The following is a 23,123-nucleotide window of genomic DNA, read 5'->3' as shown; positions in this document are numbered from 1 at the left end:
AATATATCTATTATTTCTAAACTAACTGTTAGAGTTTCTAATGTAAATCATCCGTTTTTCTTTCACGGCTTTTCCTAAGTCAATGACCTTTTCCTGACCGTCAAAAATAAAACCCATTTTTTCATAAAAAGCGATGGCACGTTTGTTGTCTTCTAACACCCACAATACAATCTCTTGATAACCATCCAAGGCAGCAAAAGTAGCCTGTATTAACTGCTGTCCTACACCTTCGCCATAATAATCTTTTAAGACATACAAGGCGAAAATTTCACCCGCTCTTGTATCTGAGTCTCGAAAATCACCGTAGCTAACAAAGCCAACTACTTTAGCATCATCCAAAGCAATCAAGGTATTTTCAGGATACTTTTGACTATAAAATCGGCACTTATCCAAAGTCATCTGCTCTTGAAATTCCGCAGGCAAAATCTCATCATAAGCTTCACGCCATGTCTGCCAATGAACTCTGGATTTCCCTTCTATCTCCTCAGCTGTATCCATTGTTTTGATAGTTATGACCATTTGTTTTTCTCCTTGAATAAAACTATCTAGATCATTCCGCCTGAAAACCATTACTATCTAATTTCCCATTTTCTCCCCAAACAACTACATAAACATTTTTGGGTAAGCTAGTAAAATCAATATAGTCACTTAAACTCGCACCTTCAGGAACATCTCCTTCTAGAAAGAGATACAGATTCAATTGAGCTCCATACTTTTCTGATAATCGGATCATATCCTTTCTCAATTTCTTTATGTCCTCTGCTGATGCTTCATACTTCTCTGTCTTGGGATTATACTTTAGTTCCTTTTTAATTTGAACCAAATCACGATAAAACCCTTTTTGGTCGTCAGTTACATCGTAATCTAAATCTGTACTCAGCTTCTTAAATTTCACCGGCTTTAGAACAGACTCTTTGTCAAAATATAAGGTATTCAACATTGGATGGGAATTTGTATCTAAGACAGAAGAAAAGGTAAGATCTGTTAATATGGAAGATGGCTCATCATCACTATTAGCGTAATAGGAATAAGTTCTTTCTTCTAACTCATCTGTTAAAATTTTGTCCGCCTCTTCAGTCAATTGAACTTTTACTTCATATTGATAAGTAACATGACTAACCCAAGTTGGAATCTCTATTTTTTTAACCTTCAATCCTAAATTATCTTCAAAAGCTGTGTTCACAACATATTCAATATGCTGCTTTTCCTCTTTTGTAACAAGTTTTGTCGGCATAAATGCCCAAATAAATTGAACTATAGGTAACATGCCTATGACAAAAATTGAAATAAAGAAAATAAATATTAGTTTAATTAAATCCTTTTTCACTTCAATTCCCCCACTTAAACTTCTCTAACTTTTTTTCACATAGTGACTCATTGACTAGAGAAGCAATTAAGAGCTTAGCTTGCAACTTTGGTGCTAACTATATTTTCTAATCCATCGCCTTTATTTCCAGAATCATATCGCGAATCTGTGCGGCCAGTTCGAAGTCGAGAAGTCCTGCAGCTTCTTGCATCTGACCTTCTAGTTTCTTAATCATGTCCTTGCGTTCTTGCTTGTTGAGACTTTCGATTTCAACGGTTTCTTCCTTGTCTGGCAGGGCAGCCTTGGTCACGCTGATCAGATCTCGGATTTCTTTCTTGATGGTCTGCGGTACAATGCCATGCTCTTCGTTATATGCCATCTGGATTGCCCGACGACGGGCAGTTTCATCGATAGCACGCTGCATGGACTGGGTCATGGTATCGGCATACATAATCACATGCCCCTCGCTGTTGCGGGCTGCCCGGCCAATAGTCTGGATAAGGCCACGCTCGTTGCGAAGGAAACCTTCCTTGTCCGCATCAAGGATTGCCACCAGACTAACCTCGGGAACGTCGATTCCCTCGCGCAGCAGGTTAATCCCAACCAGAACGTCAAAGACACCCAAGCGCAAATCACGGATAATCTCAGTCCGTTCCAAGGTCTTGATGTCCGAGTGCATGTACTTGACCTTGACACCCATTTCCTTGAAGTAGTCGGTCAAGTCTTCAGCCATCTTCTTGGTCAGGGTTGTGATAAAGGTACGTTCGTTCTTTTCAACACGGGCATTGATTTCACCCAAGAGGTCATCAATCTGTCCCATGGTTGGACGGACTTCCACCTCTGGATCCAGAAGCCCTGTCGGCCGGATAATCTGCTCAATAACAGTATCCGTCTGTTCATTTTCATAGTCACCTGGCGTAGCCGATACATAGACAATCTGGTGAACATGGCTCTCAAACTCTTCCCGGCGCAGCGGGCGGTTATCCAAGGCAGATGGCAGGCGGAAACCATAATTAACCAGCATCTCCTTACGAGAGCGGTCGCCATTGTACATGCCCCGAATCTGTCCCATGGTCATGTGACTCTCATCAATCATAATCAAGAAATCATCAGGGAAAAAGTCCAGAAGGGTATAAGGCGGCTCTCCTTCGCTTCGACCATCCATGTGACGAGAATAGTTTTCAACTCCATTCGTATAGCCCATCTCGCGCAGCATTTCGATATCATACTCCGTACGCTGTTTCAAGCGCTGAGCTTCCAGAAGTTTGCCTTCCTTCTCAAAGATAGCCAGCTGCTCCTCCAGCTCCGCCTGAATCTTAGCAATGGCTACTTCCATGTGGTCTTCATTGGTCACGAAGTGAGTGGCTGGGAAGATGGCCAAATGGTCCACGTCACCCAAGACTCGACCTGTCAAGGCTTCGACTTCACGAATCCGGTCAATCTCGTCTCCGAAAAATTCCACTCGAAAGGCATGTTCATCCCGAGAAGCTGGGAAAATCTCCACCACATCGCCTCGAACACGGAATTTCCCCCGCTGAAAGTCAATGTCATTGCGCTCAAACTGGATATCTACCAAATCATTGAGCAACTTGTCACGGGAAATCTCTAGTCCAGGACGCAGGCTAACCACGCTATCAGAGTATTCCTTAGGCGAACCTAGACCATAGATACAAGAGACCGAAGCCACGACAATCACGTCATTGCGCTCCAAGAGAGCAGATGTCGCTGAGTGACGGAGCTTGTCAATCTCGTCATTGACCGAGCTATCCTTTTCAATATATGTATCGCTGGAAGGCACATAGGCCTCAGGCTGGTAGTAATCATAGTAGGAAACGAAGTATTCCACTGCGTTATTGGGGAAGAACTCCTTGAACTCACCATACAGCTGGCCGGCCAGCGTTTTATTATGGGCGATAACCAGAGTCGGCTTGTTGACCTGAGCGATAACCTGACTCATGGTATAGGTCTTACCAGTACCAGTCGCCCCCATGAGAATCTGGGCTTTCTCGCCCCCCTCAATATTATCCACTAATTGCTCGATAGCCTGGGGCTGATCTCCTGAAGGCTCGTACTTGGAAACTAATTCAAATTTATTATCTGTTATTCTGTTAATCATCTTTTATTCCTCAAATTGTGCTTCTATCATTTTACCATATTTGCCCTATTTTCTCTGGATTTGGGTACAACTAAGAAGCCCGCAATTCTATCATCATCTGTCTCTTGTCACTCATCTCGTTAACTGACATAAAAAAGGCCCAGCTCAACTGGGCGAAATGCTTATTTCTTAAAGACCAGCTCCTGAGGCAGGCGATTTTCTTTTTTAAGTGACCAGTAGAGATAGGCAATGCAGCCAATCAGGACGATACTGGCAAAAATAGATCCTTCAGCACCAAAAGCTCCACCGGACAGCAAATCCACAGAAGATTGTGGGCTATAGTTCAAGATTGAGGTAGATGCTCCTTGGCCACTGACCTGAATACCATAGATATTTCCTTGCACAAAATTCCAAGCGCCGTGCATACCAGCCAGCACCCACATATTGTCATACTTGAGCATAAGGAAACAAGCAAAGATACCGTCTAGTATGATATTGACAATAGAAAGAACGGTCACACCAGGGTTAAAGAGGTGCAGTGCCCCGAATAGAGCACTAGAAATCAAGATACCAATGAAGATATTTGACTTAGCACTAACTGCTGGAAAAAGCCAACCACGCGTCACTAGCTCTTCTGTCCCACCTTGGAGAATCCAGAAAGGAATAATAGCTAGGACAAAAATCAAAGACTGCAAGTTAAGCTGACCTAATTTCAGACTGCCTGTCCCCGTTACCAAGAGCAAGACAACAACCAGTGAAAACTGAACGGCTCCAATAAGGAAGCCTTTGAGGAGATTTTTGAACCAGTCTTGTTTATAGAATCCCAAACTAGAAAAAGGACGCTTCTCACGATACCGAACCCAGAGGAAAACTGCTAGGGCGATAAAGAAGAAACCAGCTAGCTGAAAAAAGACCGTATAGTGACTAATGGCTGCCATTGCTTCTGTCCGATTAATCGTCGGATCTGCAAAGCCAAACAAGAGTCCAACAATGATACCAATTGGCAACATTCCGACAAAACTTAAAATTCCTCCTCCATAAACAAAACCAATAGCAATCAAGATAGCCAACCAAATCGGCGGAATATAACGCGATTGCTTGATAGCATCCAACATACGAGATTTAAACATATAATTATTCCTTTCCTCATTTTAATTTATTATAGCATATTATTTTAGGATGAGCAAAAGAGAACCGTTCGCACAGTTATTGTGTCTTCCCTACTAACCCTGTCAAACTGCCATCTTTTTTCATATTGAAAAGCAAGTAAAAAACGGCCAGCAAGAGAATGAGCGAGCTGAAAATAGAAGCTTCAGCGCCGAAAGCTCCACCAGTCAGCCAGCTCCATTCCGACTTAGGGATAAAGTTCAGGACTGCCGCGTCAACGCCAGTACCACTAACGCTGAAACCATAGATATTTCCTTGGGTAAAGTTCCAAGCAGTATGAAGTCCTATAATCCCCCAGACATTGTCCGTCCGGAGCAGATAGAGACTTGCAAAGAGCCCGAATAAGGCAATGTTAAGAATGGAAAGAATACCAATATCTGGATTGCCTAGGTGCAAGAGGGCAAAGAGCAGGCTTGAAGTCAGCAAACCGATGGGGAGGTTGGTCTTTTTGACAGCAACTGGCAGCAGCCAAGCCCTTGTCACTAGCTCTTCTGCTCCGCCCTGAACCATCCAGAGCGGAAGCAAGATCAGGATATAGAGGAAAGGTTCCAGTGTCAGCTGTCCCCATTCAAAAGAGCCAGCTCCGCTCAACAGCATAAGCAGAGCGACTAGACTAAAGAGGAGAAAACCTACTGCCAATCCTTTGACTAGCTCTACTAAACTTCCTTTTTTGACAAAGCCCAGAGTCGCGAGCGGACGTCCTTCAGCCCAGCGTACCCAGAGAAATAGAGCCAGTATCATAAATACAAAGCCGAATAAGAGAAAAGGCAGGGCAAAATTGAAAAAGATTTCAAAGAATCCACCTTGCCCCAAGAAACCTAGCATAAGACTAAGCACAGCCGAAATCGGCTCCAAAGCCCAATAAGCTAACTGCTGACCCCCTTGCACGAAAACAACTGCCAGTAAAAGAGACAAAATATAAGGCGGAACAAAGCGAGCTTGATTGACTCCGTCCAAGATACGTGATTTTTTCATAAGAACCTCATTCTAATCTTGCTTTCATTCATTTCCAGTATAGCAGACTTTGCTCTAAGAACAAAGAAAAGCTGCGGTTCAACTTACAGAATATAGAGAGTTTTTATGTCAGAAAACCTAACATAAACACAGGAGAAATTTGCCTAATCAGTGTTTTTTTGCTATAATGCTAGAATGCTAAAAAGGAGGAAGAAAATGAAGAAAAAATTTTTAGCAATCTTGCTAACATTATTTCCATTTTTTGCGTTAGGGGCGACAGCCCAGGCAGATACGGTCAAAATCGTATCCGATACTGCTTACGCACCATTTGAATTTAAAGATTCTGATCAGACTTACAAGGGGATTGACGTTGATATCATCAACAAGGTCGCAGAAATCAAAGGCTGGGACATTGACATGAGCTTCCCAGGCTTCGATGCAGCTGTCAATGCCGTCCAAGCTGGCCAGGCGGATGCCATCATGGCTGGTATGACCAAGACAAGCGAGCGTGAAAAAGTCTTTACCATGTCTGATACTTACTACGACACTAAGGTCGTTATCGCGACGACCAAGGCAAACACCATCAGCAAATATGAACAGCTGAAAGGAAAGAAAGTCGGTGTCAAAACCGGAACGGCTGCCCAGCGCTTCCTTGAGAAAAACAAGGATAAGTACGGCTACACTCTCAAAACCTTTGACACGGGTGACTTGATGTATAATAGCCTTTCTGCTGGTGATGTTGATGCAGTGATGGACGATCAGCCTGTCATTGAGTACGCCATCAATCAAGGCCAAAACCTGAAAATTTCTATGAAGGGCGAGGCTGTTGGTAGCTTTGCTTTCGGTGTCAAAAAAGGCAGCAAACATGAGCACTTAGTTACTGAGTTTAACGAAGCTTTAGCGCAGATGAAGGAAGACGGCAGTCTGGATGAAATCATTAATAAATGGACTTCTTCTAAGGGCAGCTCTGACTCAGCTGTTCCAGAGACTTCTACTCCTGCCGGTCAAAAAGCTACTTCGACAAAAGACAAATACATCATTGCCAGCGACTCATCTTTTGCTCCTTTTGTCTTCCAAGATGACAGCAACCAATACACTGGGATTGACATGGAGCTGATTAAGGCTATTGCCAAAGACCAAGGCTTTACTGTGGAAGTAACCAATCCTGGCTTTGATGCAGCTATCAATAGCGTTCAGACTGGTCAGGCTGACGGAATCATCGCCGGCATGTCTGTCACAGATGCCCGCAAGAAAACTTTTGACTATTCCGATCCTTACTACACAGCCAACTCTATCTTGGCAGTCAAGGACAGCAGCAATATCAAGTCCTACGAGGAACTCAAGGGCAAAACCGTCGGTGTCAAAACTGGTACCGCTTCTCAGACTTTCCTTGAGGAAAACAAGAGCAAGTACGGCTACTCTATCAAGACTTTCTCAGATGCAGCTTCTATGTATGACAGTCTCAATACTGGCTCTGTCGCAGCTGTGATGGATGATGAGCCCGTTGTCAAATACGCCATCAAACAAGGCAAGAAACTTAAAACACCTATTGAAGGTACACCAAGCGGTAAAGTCGCTTTCGCAGTCAAAAAAGGCAGCAATCCCGAGCTGATTGAGATGTTTAACAATGGGCTGGCCAACCTCAAAGAAAGTGGCAAATACCAAGAGATTTTAGACAAGTATCTGGCTAGTGAGGAAAAGGAATCAACTGTAGATGAGTCCACTATTTGGGGCTTGCTGCAAAATAATTACCAAGAACTTCTTAAAGGTCTGGGAGTGACGATTGCCTTGGCTCTGATTTCATTTGCGATTGCTATGGTCATCGGGATTATCTTTGGTATGTTCAGCGTCAGCCCTTATAAACCGCTGCGCTGGATTGCAGAAATCTTTGTCGATGTCATTCGTGGTATTCCACTGATGATTGTGGCAGCCTTTATCTTCTGGGGTATTCCTAACCTAATCGAATCCATGACTGGTCAACAAAGCCCAATCAACGCTTTCGTTGCAGGCACCATCGCCCTCTCTCTCAATGCCGGCGCCTATATCGCTGAAATTGTCCGCGGGGGTATCCAGGCCGTTCCCGTTGGACAGATGGAAGCCAGCCGCAGCTTGGGGATTTCCTACTCCAAGACCATGCGGAAGATTATCCTGCCACAGGCAACCAAGATTATGCTGCCAAACTTTGTCAATCAGTTTGTCATCGCACTCAAGGATACAACGATTGTCTCAGCTATTGGACTGGCCGAGCTCTTCAAAACGGGTAAGGACATCATCGCCCGCAACTATCAGAGTTTCCGGATGTATGCTATCCTAGCCGTGCTCTATCTCATCATTATCACGCTCTTGACCCGCTTGGCAAAACGCTTAGAAAAGAGGATTAAGTAATGGCAAAATTAAAAATCGATGTGAACGATCTTCATAAATACTACGGGGAAAACGAAGTCCTAAAGGGGATTACTGCTAAATTCTACGAGGGAGATGTGGTCTGCATCATCGGTCCTTCTGGATCTGGTAAGTCAACCTTCCTGCGCAGTCTCAACCTGCTAGAGGAAGTGACCAGCGGGACTATCACGGTTGACGGCTTTGATCTGACGGACAAAAAAACTGATGTGGATCTGGTCCGTGAAAATATCGGTATGGTCTTCCAGCACTTCAACCTCTTCCCACACATGACTGTTCTGGAAAATATCACCTTTGCTCCTGTTGAGCACAAACGCTTGACCCAAGACGAAGCAAATAAGCTGGGTATGGAGCTTTTGGAAAAGGTCGGCTTAGCTGATAAGGCAGATGCTAGTCCAGACAGCCTGTCCGGCGGTCAAAAGCAGCGGGTAGCTATTGCTCGCGGTCTGGCTATGAATCCAGATATCATGCTCTTTGACGAGCCTACTTCTGCCCTTGACCCTGAAATGGTCGGCGACGTTCTAAACGTTATGAAGGATCTGGCCCAGCAAGGTATGACCATGCTGATTGTGACCCATGAGATGGGCTTTGCCCGTCAGGTAGCCAACCGCGTTATCTTTACCGCTGATGGTGAATTCCTAGAAGACGGCAAGCCTGACCAAATCTTTGACAATCCGCAGCATCCACGTCTTAAAGACTTCTTGGACAAGGTACTGAATGTATAAAACCAAACGAAGAGCCAGCTTATATGCCGGCTCTTTTCTTGTTTCAAAATTTTTAAACTACATCACCCACCATTGGTAAAGTGACCAATAGAGAATATTGGCGACAATAGCCAACGCAGATAGGCTAGTCAGAATCGTCAGGAAGAGGCGGCCTTTCCCGAGACCTTTTCGAGCCTTGCTAAAGAGCGGATAAACCGCACATCCTGCTAAGAACAATCCCAAACCAGCAAAGACCATATAACGCCACTGAGCGATGATACTGAGATCCGTAGTGCTTGAACTAAGCAGGAGCAAGAGTAAATTTCCAGCTGAGACCACTACTCCTGCAGCTGTCAAGATGTGCCACCATTTCCAAGCTCGATTTTGCTTGCTTTTCACCTTGCCAAAGACCAGTCGATAAAGGACTAGCACAAGCCGAACAAGTAGATTACCCAAAGCATAAACGACACTAAGACAAGCCAGAGCGTTCAACCCAAACTTAGTCCAGATTTCCCAGTCAGGGACTTTCTCAAAATCACTGACCATAGTAGCGATTCGCGTTTTGCCATTTCCACTTTTATAAATAGTCCAAAACGAACGATCCATTCGCTCCGAAGACGGCTTCTTCATATGAAGCAAATTACCTGGAAAGAGCTGATACAAAGAAAGCGGACCTTGGTTAAAATTCCGAAGGATTTGATAGTAGCCAGGTTCGAACTTTTTCTGAGTCTCTGCACTGGCTGTCGGACGTTTTCCGAAAATCAATTCTGGCATGCCATCATTATAAATTTCTTCCACGCCTTGATTGGTCATGATCACCTGGCCGATACCATCCTTCAGATCCAGCAGGAGATAGCTGGAAAAACCATTTGTATTTCCTCCGTGCCCTAGCACTGTAACGCCAAATTTACTGGCCCAGAAGCCATGAGCATTACGAACGATGTCTGTATTAGGATAGGTTGCTGTCGTTGAATAAAGAGTCGTCCAAGTCTCCGACCGAGTAAAGAGACTTTTACGACTTAGCAGGGCCTGAGCAAATTTTTGAAAATCACTCAATGTTCCTGTTGCCCGACCAATAGGATACAGTCCGACTTCATAAAGTGCATCGCCTAACAGGCTGCCATCTGTCGCATATCCTTTTACTTCCTTGCGCTTGGCTTGGACATAAGCATTGTCAGACAAGTCTTGAGCTATAGCCGTTCTCTCCATGTCCAGAGGCTGGAAGATATGCTCATGAACATAATCAACAAAGAATTGCCCAGAAATTCGCTCCACAATATAGGCTGCTAACCCCGTACTGTAGTTGGAATAAGCTGTCGTTGTTCCCGGCTCAAAGGACTGAGCGGGCTGATATTGGAGCAGCAAATCCTCTAAACTCTTGCCCCCTTGCATATAGAGAGGGGCTTCATCAAAACCTGACTGATGGTTCATCAAATCTAGCATAGTAATGGGCTTGTTATAGCGGAGATTTCTAAGAAAGCCTTCTGGCAGATAGGTGCGAATATCTTCTTCTAAGTCAATCTTACCTTGCTCCCAGAGCTGCATAACAGAGACCCAGACAGTCAGCTTAGTCACGGAGCCCCATTCAAAAACGCTGTCATCATCGGCTTTGATTCCCTTTTCCTTATCCATATAGCCGAAGTTTCCTTGATAGATAGTGCCGTCTTTGTCAAAGACAGCTGTCGCCATGCCGGCTGTTGTCTTTTCGTGCTCTTTGACATAGTCTTGAATCTTCTGGCCAATTTTGTCTCGGTCTGTACCAGACGGCAACTTCTGCTCTTCAGCTAGCGCAGTGACTGGGCGAAAAAGCCCCAATGTCAAAATAGTTAGCAGTGTGAAAATAAATATTTTTTTCATGAGAGACTCCTTTGCAGAATTATGCAAGCAAAGCCCGCCTTCCCAAAGGAAGACAGGCAACTTATCACATCACCCACCACTGGTAAAGAGACCAGTAAAGGATGTTAGCTACTATGGCGAGTGCAGATAGACTAGTCAGAACTGTCAGGAAGAGGCGACCTTTTCCGAGGCCTTTTCGCACTTTGCTAAAGAGCGGATAAACCGCACAGCCTGCTAAGAATAGGCCCAGACCTGCAAAGACCATATAGCGCCACTGAGCAATCTCGCTAAAATCTCCTGAAGCTTGCGCCACGAACATTAGAAAGAGATTAATCGGAAAAACCAAAACCCCAACAGCTGTTAGAATGTTCCAGACTTTCCACACGTGGTCTGGCTGTTCTTGTTTTTTACGGAAGATGAGTCGATAGGCTCCTAGAATCAGACTAATGAGGAGTAGACCGAGGGCATAGATGATACCAAGTCCACCAGAGCCAAGAACAATAAAGTCTTTATAGAAATCAAAGTCAGAGATTTTCTCATAGTCTGCGACACCTAATGCAATATGGGGCTTGCCTTTGCTCTGATAAATGGTCCAGAAGTTATTTAACAATCGTTGATCTTCAGATGGTTTTTGCCAATTATTTGCAAAGCCTGAAACTATTTTAAAGATAGCCAGCGGTCCTTGATTAAAGTTGCGTAGAGTGCGGTAATAGCCTGGACTGAACTGCTCTTGGGTTTCCTTGCTGGCCGTTTTACGTGGCCCAAAGACGAGCTCTGGCATTTGGAAATTATAATTTTGCTCTGTACTCTGATTAGTCATGACGACATAGCCGATACCATGCTCCAAGTCCAATATCATCCGTGAGCTAAAGCCAAGTGTATTACCACCGTGTCCTAGCACTGTAGTGCCATATTCGTTAGCCCAAAAGCCATGAGCGTTACGGGCAGTATCTGTTCCAGGATAGGTCAGGCTTGGGCTGTAGAAGGTACTCCAAGTCTCTGGACGCTCAAAGAGCGTCTTGCGAGCCAGCAGGGCTTGGGCGAACTTCTGTAAGTCTTTCAAGGTACCGGTAGCCGCACCGATAGGATAGAGGCCAACGATGTAACTATCCTTGCTCAGAACTTTTCCTTGGATGTCATATCCTTTGGCTGCTTGACGTTTTTTCTGGACGTAGGAATTGTCTGATAAATCTGGTAAAATAGCTGTCTTGTCCATGCCCAGCGGTTGGAAAATATGCTCATGGGCATAATCAACAAACTTCTGACCGGAGATCCGCTCGACAATCAATGCAGCCAAGCCAGTACCGTAATTTGAATAAGCTGTGACTGTACCGGGTTCAAAGGACTGGATAGGTTGTTGTTCTTTAAGGATTTCTTCGATACTTTTATCGCTTCGCATGTACAAGGTAGCTTCGTCAAATCCAGACTGATGGTTCATCAAATCTAGCATAGTAATGGGCTTGTCATAGCGGAGATTTCTAAGAAAGCCTTTTGGCAGATAGGTGCGAATATCTTCTTCTAGGTTAATCTTACCTTGCTCCCAGAGCTGCATGACAGAGACCCAGACGGTCAGCTTAGTCACGGAGCACCATTCAAAAACGCTGTCATCATCGGCTTTGATTCCCTTTTCCTTATCCATATAGCCAAAGTTTCCTTGATAGATAGTGCCATCCTTGTCAAAGACAGCTGTTGCCATGCCGGCTGTTGTCTTTTCATGTTCCTTGACAAAACTTTCGATTTTTTGACCGATTTGGCTGCGCTCTGTACCAGACGGCAACTTCTGCTCTTCAGCTAGCGCATTGGCTGGGCGAAAAAGTCCCAATGTTAAAATAGTTAGAAGTGTGAAAATAAATGTTTTTTCATGCGATTCTCCTTTGCAGATTTATGTAGACAAAGCCCGCCTTCCCAAAGGAAGACAGGCAACTTATCACATCGCCCACCACTGGTAAAGCGACCAGTAGAGAATATTGGCTACGATAGCGAGGGCGGATAAGCTGGTCAGAACTGTCAGGAAGAGGCGACCTTTTCCGAGCCCCTTTCGAGTCTTTCTAAAGAGCGGATAAACCGCACATCCTGCTAAGAATAGGCCCAGTCCTGCAAAGACCATATAGCGCCAAGATTGAACAATTGAGTAGTCCTGATTCATGGCAGCCAGTAAAAGCAGAATGAGATTGCCAGCAAACAGCAGCATTCCTAGAGAGGCCAGGCAATTCCAGACCTTCCAAGAGCGAGGAGCCGAGCTTTTTGCTTTACGCAGGATGAGACGGAAACTGCCAATCAGAAAACTAATCAAGACATTTCCCAGAGCAAACACGAGTGCCAGAGCTCCGAGAAATAAGACTAGATAATGTCTAAAGAGAACTGAATCGGAAATCCTTTCTGCATTAAGGACACCGAATTCGAGGCGGTCAGCACCTTGACTTCTGTCTATGGTCCAGAAAGTGCTCAGCAGATCTGGCTGATCTGATACTTTGTTGATCTTTTGGATGGCCCCAGGGATCATGAGCATGAAGGACAGTGGCCCCCTATTATAGCTTCTCAGATAGTGGTAAGAGCCAGGCTTGAATTGCTTTTTAGTAGCTTCGCTGACAGTCTGCATCTTGCCAAATATCAGTTCCGGCATTTGAACATTGTAAACTTGTTCATACAGTTGATTGGTTAAGATGACTTGGCCGATGCCATTTTTCAGATCCAAGTAAAGATAGCTAGAAAAGCCATCAGCATTACCACTGTGTCCCAGCAAGGTAACACCGTAGTGACTGGCCCAAAAGCCATGAGCATTACGAACAATATCCGTACCAGGGTGGGTAGAGGTTGTTGAGTAAAGCTCGGTCCAAGTTTCTGGACGATGAAAGAGCGTCTTACGTTCCAGCAAGGCTTGGGCGAATTTCTGCAGGTCTCCTAGAGTCCCCACAGCCCCTCCGACTGGGTACATCCAGAGCTTAAATGGTGTATCTCCCAAGAGCTTACCTTGGTCATCATAGCCCTTGTCCTCCTTGCGCTTCTCCTGTACATAGGCATTGTCCGATAAGTCAGGCAAGATAGCAGTCCGATCCATGTCCAGCGGCTCAAAAACATGCTCATGGACATAGTCTGCATACTTCTGCCCAGATATCCGCTCCACGATATAAGATGCCAAAGCCGTGCTGAAGTTAGAGTATGATGTCGTCGTACCCGGCTCAAAGGACTGAATAGGCTGGTAATCACGGAACTGCTCTTCCAAGTCGCTCTTGTCTCCCTTTTTATAGAGTGGCATTTCATCAAAGCCAGCCTGATGGTTCATCAGATCCAGCATGGTGATAGGCTTATCATAGCGAAGATTGCGGAGAAAACCTTCTGGCAGATAAGTTTTGATGTCTGCTTCCAGGTCGATTTTGCCCTCTTCCCAGAGCTGCATGACCGATACCCAGACCGTCAGTTTAGTGATTGAAGCCCATTCAAAAACACTGTCATCGTCAACTTTGACTTTGTTTTCCTTATCCACATAGCCAAAATTTCCCTTGTAGATGGTTCCGTTTTTATCAAAGACTGCTGTTGCCATGCCGGCCGTTGTCTTTTCATGTTCCTTGACAAAACTTTCGATTTTTTGACCGATTTTGTCGCGGTCCGTACCAGACGGCAGCTTCTGCGAGTCAGCTAAAGCAGCGCTCGGCCGGAAAATTCCTAGAGTTATAATCGTTAAAAGTGTCAGAATAAATGTTTTTTTCATAGCATTTCCTTTCTGTTCAACTCAAAGATTCACATGAGCTAAGTTCAGATAATTTGTACAGTCTCCTTTTAATTTTAGAATCAGCTTATTCATATTTTTTAGTCATGCGTTTTTCTCTTCTTTATCCGCCCGATACCAGAGATAAATACTGTAAAGGGTCAGAATACCCAAGCCGCCAAGGTAAATGAGGGAGTTAACCTGAGAGAAATCAAACTTATCAGCTAGGTTGATGCCGACAAAGGTTTCTATCAGAATATCTAGTAGGGCATGGAAAACCATACAGGCAAGGACAGATTTCGTCTTCTTATGCAGTGCAGCAAACCAGATGGACTGGACTATAGTTACAATGATATAGACTAGAAAGGGATTCTGACTTCGATCATAAAAGCGGTCATAAAACCAGAGAGGAATATGCCAGCAAGCCCAAGCTAGTCCAGTTATCGAGGAGGCGATAAGCATAGAGAACTTCTTTTCCAAAGCCGGCTGCAGAAAGCCTCGCCAGCCAGGCTCTTCCATGCCACCAGCCAAGGTCATAAGGTAGATAAAGGATCCAATAAATGAAAGCAGAGCTCCGTCTACCAGCTTGCCTCCGGAAGCTAATGCAAAAGTCACTGCCAGACTTCCACTGAAGAGTAGGAGATAGAGCCAAGTTCCTTTCTTGCTTGAGAAGATAAAGGAACAAATGGCTTTGAAGCCTTTTATTTTCAGCACTATTAGGCTTGCTATCACCGGTCCGAACATACTGAGACTCGTTAGGAGGCCTTCCAGAGCCAGATAGAGTATAGGTGGATTTTCTGGCCAGAGATTTTTGAGAATGATCGCTAGCAACATAAATCCCCAAGTCCATCCGAAGTTCCAGGCTAGGAAAGGCCAGACTAGTTTTGGTTGTGGTTTGCTTCTTGTTTCATTGGTCATCTGATTTTCTCCTTTAAATGAAATGGTTTGGTTTTATCTGCTTGCTTTTTGTAGTCTGATAAAGTCCTTGATTTTTTTGCCTCATTTAGCCGCGCTCTGTATAAAAGACAGCTATTGTACTTCAGCTCCTGTTGAAAAATCACTAACCTTAAAATTGTAAAAAGAATTAATCAAACGATTTACCTCATGAGCTAGTCCATTCCCAAAAAGAAAGCGGGAAAATAATCACAATGCCCACCACTGATAGAGCGACCAGTAGAGGATATTAACCACGATTGCCAACGCAGATAGACTAGTCATGACCGTCAGGTAGAGTCGGCTCTTGCTCAGTCCTTTTCTTGCTTTGGTCAGAAGTGGGAAGACTGCACAGCCAGCCAGAATCAATCCCAGACCGGCAAAGACAATGTAGCGCCAGCTAGCTAAAAAGGTCAGATCGCTGGTAGCAAATGTGTTGAAGAGGAGGAGGAAATTTATAGCCACACCTACTCCAGCTAAAGAAGTTAGGTAAGTCCAGATACGAAGAGGTTTTGGTGTTTTAGATTGGCCTTTTTTGAAGACCAAGCGGAAGAGATCCAGTCCGCCCCGTGCCAAAAAGAGAATAATACTGAAAACAATTCCGACTGCCGCTGAAATAAGCAGAGCCCAGTCTGTAAAGAACTCGCTATCCTTGACTCTGAAGTTATCGCCATAGGAAGCTGTTACCTTAGTCTCGTCTCCACTACCGCTGACTACAGAAAAATTCTGGGTCAAAAGCGGATTGTCCTTAGATTTCTCGACAAACTGAGTGTAAAGCAAGGTTCTGGAGATAGACATAGGGCCACTGGCAAAGTAGCGAGCAGATCGGTAATTACCAGACTGGAATTTGTCAAAGGTGGCTGAGCCCGTCTTTTTCTTAGGTCCAAAAACCAAGGCTGGCATTTCATAGTTATAAACCAACTCATGATCTTGATTCGTCATAATGGTCATACCTATACCATTTTTCAAGTCCAGCAGAATATAAGATGAGTAGCCAGTTGAGTTTCCTCCATGGCCAACAAGCGTCGTGCCGTACTCCCGTGTCCAAAAACCGTGCATATTGAGCGACATATCCGTTCCCGGATAATTCGATGTTGCTGTGTAAAGGGTTGTCCAAGTCTCAGCGTTCTTGAAGAGCTTTTCTTTCTTCAAAAGCGCTTGGGCAAACTTCTGGAAGTCAGCCAGAGTAGAGACGGCATTCCCTGCCGGGTAAAGTCCTAAATGAAAATAGCTAGTTCCCATAGATGTCCCGTCCGCCCGATAAGAGATCTGCTCCATCCGCTTCTGGTAAATCTTTGGATTTTCCTTAAAGTCGGCTGATAGAGCAGTGTCTTTCATCCCTAGTGGTTGAAAGATATGCTCATGGACATAGGCCGAGAAGTCCTGACCGGAGATTCTCTCAACGATATAGGCTGCCAGACTAGCTGAAAAGTTCGAGTAGGCTGTCATGGTGCCTGGTTCGTAAGACTGTTCTGGCTGATTAACTGCCAGAATCTCCTCAATAGACAAGCCCTTATCTTCCTTGTAGGCGTGGGTAGACTCGCCAAAGCCGGCCTGATGGTTCATGAGGTCTGTCATAGTGACTGGCTTGTCGTAGCGCAAAGTCTTCATAAATCCCTCTGGCAGATAGGTGCGAATGTCTTCGTCAAGGTCAATCTTGCCCTCTTCCCAGAGCTGCATGACGGAGACCCAGATAGCTAGTTTCCCTACTGACCCCCATTCAAAGACGCTGTTGTCATCGGCTTTAATGCCTTTTTCCTTGTTCATATATCCAAAACTGCCTTGGTAAATAGTCCCGTCCTTGTCAAAAACGGTTGTTGCCATACCGGCTGTTGTCTTTTCATGTTCCTTGACAAAGTCTTGGATTTTCTGACCAATTTGGCTGCGCTCCGTGCCAGACGGTAACTTCTGCTCCTCAGCCAAGGCTGTAATTGGTCGGAAGAGTCCTAGAGTTATAATCGTTAAAAGTGTTAGAATAAATGATTTTTTCATGATATTTCCTTTCTATTTAGCTTCAACAATCGCATAGGCGATACTTCTGTATACCATTCGGATAAAAATTCTTAGCATATCTTTCTCCTTTCTTAAGCAATGATTTGCATCATCTAATCAAAAGTCACTGCTTCTACAGCCACCCTTGTCGCATCATCTTTCTTGACATGGTCCTGAATCTTTTGGCTAATCTCAATGGCCGCCGTGTTAGACTTCAAAGATTGCTCCATCGTCTTAGCTTGAGGCGTTTTTACTAGCCCTAAGCTTAGGACTGTCAAAAGCCAGAGAAATAACGTTTTTGGCATGATTTCTTACTCCTTATATACAATTTAAAATGACGACTGAAATCTATCCCATTCCAGCTCTTCTTATCTTTTACAAATTTTAGGCCTATTTGTATAATCATTTTATATATATAAATTTTATATACAAGACGATTATATATAATTTTCTAGTATATGTCAAATTTTTATATAATTAAAAAATTATATATCAAAATCAGCTTAAAAGCCTTGAAATCCATATTCTTAGAGAGTTTATAAAAATTTGCTCCAAAAATCTTTTAAAAATTTTTATTTATTTGAAAGCGCTTGACGAATTTACTTTCTTCTGTTAGACTTAAAGCAGAACTATTTCGGAGGTACACGGAGACATGAAAAATTAAGTCTATTTTTTAAAGGAAACTTTATTTAGTAGATTTTGTCATGTTTCTGCATATCCGCGGGATGTTCATTTTTTTGTACTTTCTAGCTTTTATTTGCTTATCTTTAGATTAATCCTGTCGCTCCTATGACAGTGTAAGCTGGAAGCCTATGAACGAATAATCCTACTTAGACACTCCTGTGTCTGCTTTGTGCAATTAAAAACAGCTCTGCTAAATAAAGCAGGGCTGTATTTTGTGTTATAAAACGAAGGAGACATCTATGCTTCAAATAAAAAATCTAACAATCACCCACCTAAAAGACCTGAAAGAGTTAGTCAAAGATTTGTCACTGACTGTCAATCAAGGAGACAAGGTCGCTATTATCGGTGAGGAGGGCAATGGCAAGTCCACCCTGCTCAAGCTCTTGCTAGACGAGCGACTGGTCAGCTCCTATGTCAGCTACAGCGGACAGATTGATAAGTCCTATACTACTGCTGTCTACCTGCCCCAGCAGTTGCCTTCAGAAGATGCCCAACTGACGCTCAATGATTATTTCTTTGCAGATTTTGAGACCGAGCTGGACTATGCTAAGCTCTACCGCTATGCTGGGGAGCTCAACTTTGACTGCCAGCGTTTTGCCAGTCAGCAGCAACTCTCTAGCCTATCTGGAGGAGAAAAACTTAAAGTTCAGCTCATCAAGAAACTAGCCAGTGATTGGGACATTCTCTTTCTTGATGAGCCCTCTAATGACCTCGATCTTGAAACTCTGACTTGGCTGGAAAGTTTTATCATCCACAGCCAGAGAACGGTCCTTTTCGTCTCTCACGACGAGCACTTTCTCGCTCAAGCTGCGACCAAGATTGTTCATCTGGAGCGAATCAAAAAGAAGCAGGAGGCTAGAACCAGCGTCAAGAGTCTGGGCTATGAAAATTACCGCCATCAGCGTCAGGAATCCTTTGAAAAACAGGGACAACTAGCACGAAAAGAGCGAGAAGAACACGCCAAGACCATGGAAAAACACCGACGGGTTAAGCAGAGTGTGGAGCATACTTTACGAAACACCCATGATGCTACTGCAGGTCGACTGGTGGCTAAAAAAATGAAAAATGTTCTCTCACAGGGCAAACGATTTGAAAAGTCAGGTGCTGAAATGACCGAAATCCCGACACAGGAAGATGTCATCAGCCTTTACTTCTCAGACATAGAAGCTCTGCCATTGACCAAAAGAATCCTCAAATTAGAAGGAATGAAACTGGAAACAAACGAACGACAACTGGCGAAGAACCTGACTCTGGAAGTCTGCGGCCAGGAAAAAATCGGGCTGATTGGTGCTAATGGTGTAGGCAAGTCTACTCTGCTTAAGGAAATATGGAAGATCCTGCGTGAGCGGACAGACATGCGAGTAGGCTACATGCCCCAGCATTATGGTGACTTGCTGGCTGATGAGAGCAGCCCCTTGGACTTTCTAGCTCCCTCCGGCGACAAATCCCATGAGGAAAAAATCCTGACGCATCTAGCCAGTCTCCAGTTCACGCGCGACGAGGCCCGTCACCCGATTGGGCAGCTTTCCGGCGGTCAAAAAGCCAAGCTACTACTGCTCAAACTAGTCCTAGACCGTCCCAATGTCCTCCTTCTGGACGAGCCAACTCGCAACTTCTCTCCCACCTCTCAGCCCCAGATTCGCCAGCTTTTGGCGACCTATCCTGGCGCCATCATAGCTGTCTCCCACGACCGAATCTTTCTCAAAGAAGTCTGCCAGAAGATTTATAAACTGACGGAGACAGGGTTTGAAGAAGTTGAATTATAAGCAAAAAGAGTTGGAAATTCCAACTCTTTTAATTCTGTTTAGCATCAATCTGTGAACTTTAATAAAGCTCCCCTTCTACTCCTGCGCCGTCTGCATTTGGTAATACACACCTCTGGCTGCCATGAGTTCCTGATGATTGCCGTGTTCGACGATATCACCATCTACCATGACGAGGATGATGTCAGCATTTTGAATAGTGGACAGGCGGTGGGCGATGATAAAGCTAGTCCGTCCCACCATGAGCTTGCTGAAAGCCTCCTGAATCAAGACTTCTGTCCGGGTATCGATGGAGGAAGTCGCCTCATCCAAGATTAGGATTTTAGGAATGGAAAGGAAGATGCGCGCGATAGTTAATAGCTGACGCTGACCTTGAGAAAGGGAGTCCCCAGCATCCGCCAGGTAGGTATCATACCCCTGAGGCAGCTGCTGGATAAAGAAATGCGCATTGGCCGCCTTGGCAGCTGCAATGACCTCTTCTCGGTTGGCGTCTGGCCGGCCAAAAGCTATGTTGTCGTGAATGGTCGCCGTCTTAAGCCAAGTCTCCTGTAGTACCATACCGAACTGCTGACGATATGAGGCTCTAGTATAATGACTGATGGGAATACCGTCTAACGAAATAAGCCCCCTATCAACATTGTAAAAACGCATGAGGAGATTGATCAAGGTAGACTTGCCAGCACCAGTTGGCCCGACAATTGCGACCTTGCTAGCTGCTGGAATCCTTATATTCAAATCCTGAATCAGCTCTTTTCCAGGCTCATAGCCAAAAGCCACATGCTCAAAGCTAATCTGTCCTTTGACATCTTTCGACTGGAGGATTTCCTGACCAGACTCTGCTATTTCTTCTTGGTCCAAAACGCTGTAAATCCTCTCCGCACAAGCTAAAGCGCTCTGCAATTCCGACATGACTGACGATATATCATTGAAAGGCTTGGTGTACTGGTTGACGTAGTTGAGAAAAGTTACCAGCTGCCCAACCGTAAAGCCTGTTCCCTGAATGATTCGGACAGCCCCAAAGCCTACAATCAAAGCATAGATCAGGGCATTGATAAAACGAGTCGAAGGATTAACCGTCGAAGAATAGAAAATAGCCGCCTGAGAATAGTCTGAATAAGTTTGATTACTTCGAGTAAAAGCTGTATCAAACTGCTCCTGAGCATTAAATGCCTGGATTAGACTTTCCTGGGTCAGACTTTCCTCAATCAGCTGGGTCTGCGCTCCCCTCGCCTGCGTCTGCCGTTGGAAAAAGCTAAAACTCTTTTTGGCTATAAAGCGCGCTAAGAAAAGAGAAAGGGGCGTCAAAAGCAGAACCAAAAGCAGGAGGAAAAAGTCCAATCTGGCCATGCTAATGATAGTGACTAAGATGGTCAGCAAACCCACAAAAAACTGATTAAAAACCATAAGCAAGCCATTGCTAAGCTGCTCCAAGTCCGTCGTCACCCGACTAACCAAGTCTCCGGTTCCCTGTCGATCCAGATAAGCCAAAAGCAGATAATGAACTTTCTTGATAACACCCTGTCGGAGTTGCTGGCTATAGCGATAAACCAGCTGATTATAGAGCAAGGGATTGAGCCACTGAATCAGCGTATTGGCTAAGATGACCAACAACATCTGGCCCAAAATCGGCATCAAATGTTGATCCGCTTGAGGCAGAAGAACGCTATCAACCGCATTCCCGATTAAAACTGGGAGAAGAACAGTCAGAGCCACTTGAGCCACCGTTCCCAGACTAGCTAGGAGAAAGAGCCAGCGCGCCTGCAGCAAGTCTCGAGTTAAACGCCTCAAGCTGCTAGGTGATGTCTTATGCTTCATGCTTGCCCTCCTCTCCTTGACTATGCTGTGAGTTATGGATTTCTCGGTAAATGGCAGAGCTGACCAGGAGTTCATCATGGCGGCCAAGGGCCACCTGTTCTCCCTTATCTAGGACTAAAATTTGATCCGCTGAGCGCAAGCTATTGGTTCGCTGAGAGATCAAGACCAGACTGGTCTCTGTCAATTCATTCTTAATAGCCTGCAAGAGTCTAGCCTCTGTCAGATAGTCCAGAGCAGAGGTTGCATCATCTAAAACCAAGAAAGGCGCCCTCCGCAAGACAGCTCTGGCAATGGTTAAACGCTGACGCTGACCGCCAGAAAAATTCCGGCCAAAGGCCTCTACAGTCGCATCCAAGCCCCCGTCCTTCTGAGAGACAAAGTCCGCCGCCTGAGCAATCTCTAAAGCCTGCCACAAGTCTGCGTCTGTTGGCTTAGCTGACAATCCTAAAGTCAGATTGGATCGGACGGTTCCTTGGAAAAGCTCCGCCTTCTGAGGCACCAGACTAATCCAAGACCGCCATTCTCTGAGATTTTTAGGACTGCGTCCTTGGGAAAAGATGGTCAACTGACCAGCAGCCACAGGATAAAGATGAGCCAGCAGCTGAACCAGAGTAGACTTACCTGAACCTGTCCCACCAATAACCCCCAAAGTCTGACCACTTTTCAAATCAAAAGTCAGACCAGTCAAGGCTGGACTAGCTGCATTTGGATAAGAAAAACTAACCTGCTGGACCTTAATAGCTTGATTCGGCAGAGCTGTTTCCTGCACTAATTCCTGCAAGACATCTTCTTCCGCTTGCTCGAAGACCTGACTGATACGACCTGCACTGATATAGCTTTGATTGAGTGAGTTGACCAGCATCGCCAGCTTGAGCAATTCCACCAAAATCTGCAATAAATAATTGACCAAGGCCACTAGCATCCCTTGGGTCAGTAAACCCTTGCCAATAAAGGTATTCCCCTGCCAAATCACAGCAATTAGGGTACCATTCACCGTAAGAAAGGTCAGAGGACTAATCAGACTAGCCAAAGCCCCCGTCCTGATTTGCCAGGTTTTATAGAGCTCGTTGCGATTGCGAAAGGTCTGAACCTCACGCTGGGTCTGACCGAAAGCTCTTATAACCCGCATGCCCTGCAGCTGCTCACGCGTCAGATTGACTAGCTGGTCAGTCAGCTGACGAATCTTGGCATAGAGAGGATTCATAAGACGAGACATGAAAACGATAATAGCCGTTAAAATTGCTACCATGAGCAAGAACCACAAGGTAATGACCGGACTGATAGTAAAGGCCATAATAATAGATCCAAAAACGATGATGGGCGCCCGCAGAAAGAGACGAAGAAATTGATTGATGCCCGTCTGAATCTGATAGGTGTCGCTCGTCAGCCGAGTCACCAAGCTAGAAGTTGTCAACTCATCCCGACTAGCCTTGGGCAAACGCAGGATTTTTTGATAGAGGTCACTTGTCATCTGACGAGTAAAGCCCACTGCCGCCTTTGACGAATAATACTGGGCCACAACTGCTACCACCACGCCCAGAGCAGCCAAGCCCATCAAAAGAAAAACCATCCAGTAGAGATGGGAGCTGTCGTGTCTAGGAATGGTCTCGTCCACAATCCCCGCAATCAAAATCGGAACCAGCAGTTCAAAACTGGCTTCCAAAAGCTTGAACAAGGGCCCCAGCAAAGACTCCCTGATATAGCCCTTGAAATATTTCAATAAATCTTTCATACAACCTACTTCTCCATTAAACTGTATTTATTTTAC

The 23,123-nt window shown here is 44.9% G+C and carries 16 protein-coding genes; 3 read left to right on the top strand and 13 right to left on the bottom strand.

The window, feature by feature from the left end; all coding sequences use genetic code 11:
• Positions 1–21: 21 nt before the first annotated feature.
• The 5 genes from O3627_RS02225 to O3627_RS02205 form a co-directional block, all read right to left on the bottom strand.
• Positions 22–519: a GNAT family N-acetyltransferase gene (locus O3627_RS02225; protein ID WP_125382363.1), complete on the bottom strand. Its 498-nt coding sequence runs from the start codon at positions 517–519 to the stop codon at positions 22–24.
• A 31-nt stretch (positions 520–550) separates the two neighbouring features.
• The gene (locus O3627_RS02220) at positions 551–1,327 is read right to left on the bottom strand and encodes a hypothetical protein (RefSeq protein ID WP_125382364.1); all 777 of its coding nucleotides are present in this window, start codon (positions 1,325–1,327) and stop codon (positions 551–553) included.
• Between the two features lie 106 nt (positions 1,328–1,433).
• On the bottom strand, positions 1,434–3,422 hold the full coding sequence (gene uvrB / locus O3627_RS02215) for an excinuclease ABC subunit UvrB (RefSeq protein ID WP_125382366.1): 1,989 nt from the start codon (positions 3,420–3,422) through the stop codon (positions 1,434–1,436).
• A 161-nt stretch (positions 3,423–3,583) separates the two neighbouring features.
• Positions 3,584–4,531 (bottom strand): CPBP family intramembrane glutamic endopeptidase, encoded by a 948-nt coding sequence (locus tag O3627_RS02210; RefSeq protein WP_125382367.1) that lies wholly within the window; start codon positions 4,529–4,531, stop codon positions 3,584–3,586.
• Between the two features lie 76 nt (positions 4,532–4,607).
• Positions 4,608–5,543, bottom strand: coding sequence for a CPBP family intramembrane glutamic endopeptidase (locus tag O3627_RS02205; RefSeq protein ID WP_125382369.1), 936 nt, complete (start codon positions 5,541–5,543; stop codon positions 4,608–4,610).
• A gap of 195 nt (positions 5,544–5,738) precedes the next feature.
• Between O3627_RS02205 and O3627_RS02200 the strand changes: the two genes are divergently transcribed.
• Positions 5,739–7,907, top strand: a complete 2,169-nt coding sequence (locus tag O3627_RS02200; protein WP_125382370.1) for an ABC transporter substrate-binding protein/permease — start codon at positions 5,739–5,741, stop codon at positions 7,905–7,907.
• Positions 7,907–8,647, top strand: a complete 741-nt coding sequence (locus O3627_RS02195; protein ID WP_002895249.1) for an amino acid ABC transporter ATP-binding protein — start codon at positions 7,907–7,909, stop codon at positions 8,645–8,647. The genes O3627_RS02200 and O3627_RS02195 overlap by 1 nt, the downstream gene beginning before the upstream one ends.
• A gap of 57 nt (positions 8,648–8,704) precedes the next feature.
• On the opposite strand, the gene O3627_RS02190 is transcribed toward O3627_RS02195, so the two are convergent.
• The 6 genes from O3627_RS02190 to O3627_RS02165 all read right to left on the bottom strand — a co-directional run bounded on the left by O3627_RS02190 (position 8,705) and on the right by O3627_RS02165 (position 17,398).
• Positions 8,705–10,483, bottom strand: a complete 1,779-nt coding sequence (locus O3627_RS02190) for a serine hydrolase (protein WP_125382372.1) — start codon at positions 10,481–10,483, stop codon at positions 8,705–8,707.
• Positions 10,484–10,547: 64 nt separating this feature from the next.
• The gene (locus tag O3627_RS02185; protein WP_125382373.1) at positions 10,548–12,344 is read right to left on the bottom strand and encodes a serine hydrolase; all 1,797 of its coding nucleotides are present in this window, start codon (positions 12,342–12,344) and stop codon (positions 10,548–10,550) included.
• A 45-nt stretch (positions 12,345–12,389) separates the two neighbouring features.
• Complete coding sequence (locus tag O3627_RS02180) at positions 12,390–14,171, bottom strand: serine hydrolase domain-containing protein (protein WP_343091788.1); 1,782 nt, start codon at positions 14,169–14,171, stop codon at positions 12,390–12,392.
• Between the two features lie 102 nt (positions 14,172–14,273).
• On the bottom strand, positions 14,274–15,086 hold the full coding sequence (locus O3627_RS02175) for a CPBP family intramembrane glutamic endopeptidase (protein WP_343091789.1): 813 nt from the start codon (positions 15,084–15,086) through the stop codon (positions 14,274–14,276).
• 225 nt (positions 15,087–15,311) lie between these two features.
• Positions 15,312–17,093, bottom strand: coding sequence for a serine hydrolase domain-containing protein (locus O3627_RS02170; RefSeq protein ID WP_343091790.1), 1,782 nt, complete (start codon positions 17,091–17,093; stop codon positions 15,312–15,314).
• Between the two features lie 113 nt (positions 17,094–17,206).
• Entirely contained in the window at positions 17,207–17,398 is a 192-nt protein-coding gene (locus tag O3627_RS02165; protein ID WP_002895243.1) for a hypothetical protein, read from the bottom strand.
• 618 nt (positions 17,399–18,016) lie between these two features.
• On the opposite strand from O3627_RS02165, the gene O3627_RS02160 reads away from it, so the two are divergent.
• On the top strand, positions 18,017–19,543 hold the full coding sequence (locus O3627_RS02160) for an ATP-binding cassette domain-containing protein (RefSeq protein WP_125382378.1): 1,527 nt from the start codon (positions 18,017–18,019) through the stop codon (positions 19,541–19,543).
• Between the two features lie 75 nt (positions 19,544–19,618).
• Here the strand turns inward: O3627_RS02160 and O3627_RS02155 are convergent, their stop codons facing one another.
• The gene (locus O3627_RS02155; RefSeq protein WP_343091791.1) at positions 19,619–21,355 is read right to left on the bottom strand and encodes an ABC transporter ATP-binding protein; all 1,737 of its coding nucleotides are present in this window, start codon (positions 21,353–21,355) and stop codon (positions 19,619–19,621) included.
• Entirely contained in the window at positions 21,345–23,087 is a 1,743-nt protein-coding gene (locus tag O3627_RS02150; RefSeq protein ID WP_125382381.1) for an ABC transporter ATP-binding protein, read from the bottom strand. The genes O3627_RS02155 and O3627_RS02150 overlap by 11 nt, the downstream gene beginning before the upstream one ends.
• Positions 23,088–23,123 lie beyond the last annotated feature (36 nt).

Origin of the sequence: Streptococcus sp. 27098_8_82 (assembly GCF_041431615.1) — a bacterium.
GTDB lineage: Bacteria > Bacillota > Bacilli > Lactobacillales > Streptococcaceae > Streptococcus > Streptococcus sanguinis_K.
This window is presented reverse-complemented; position numbering and strand designations above follow the sequence as displayed.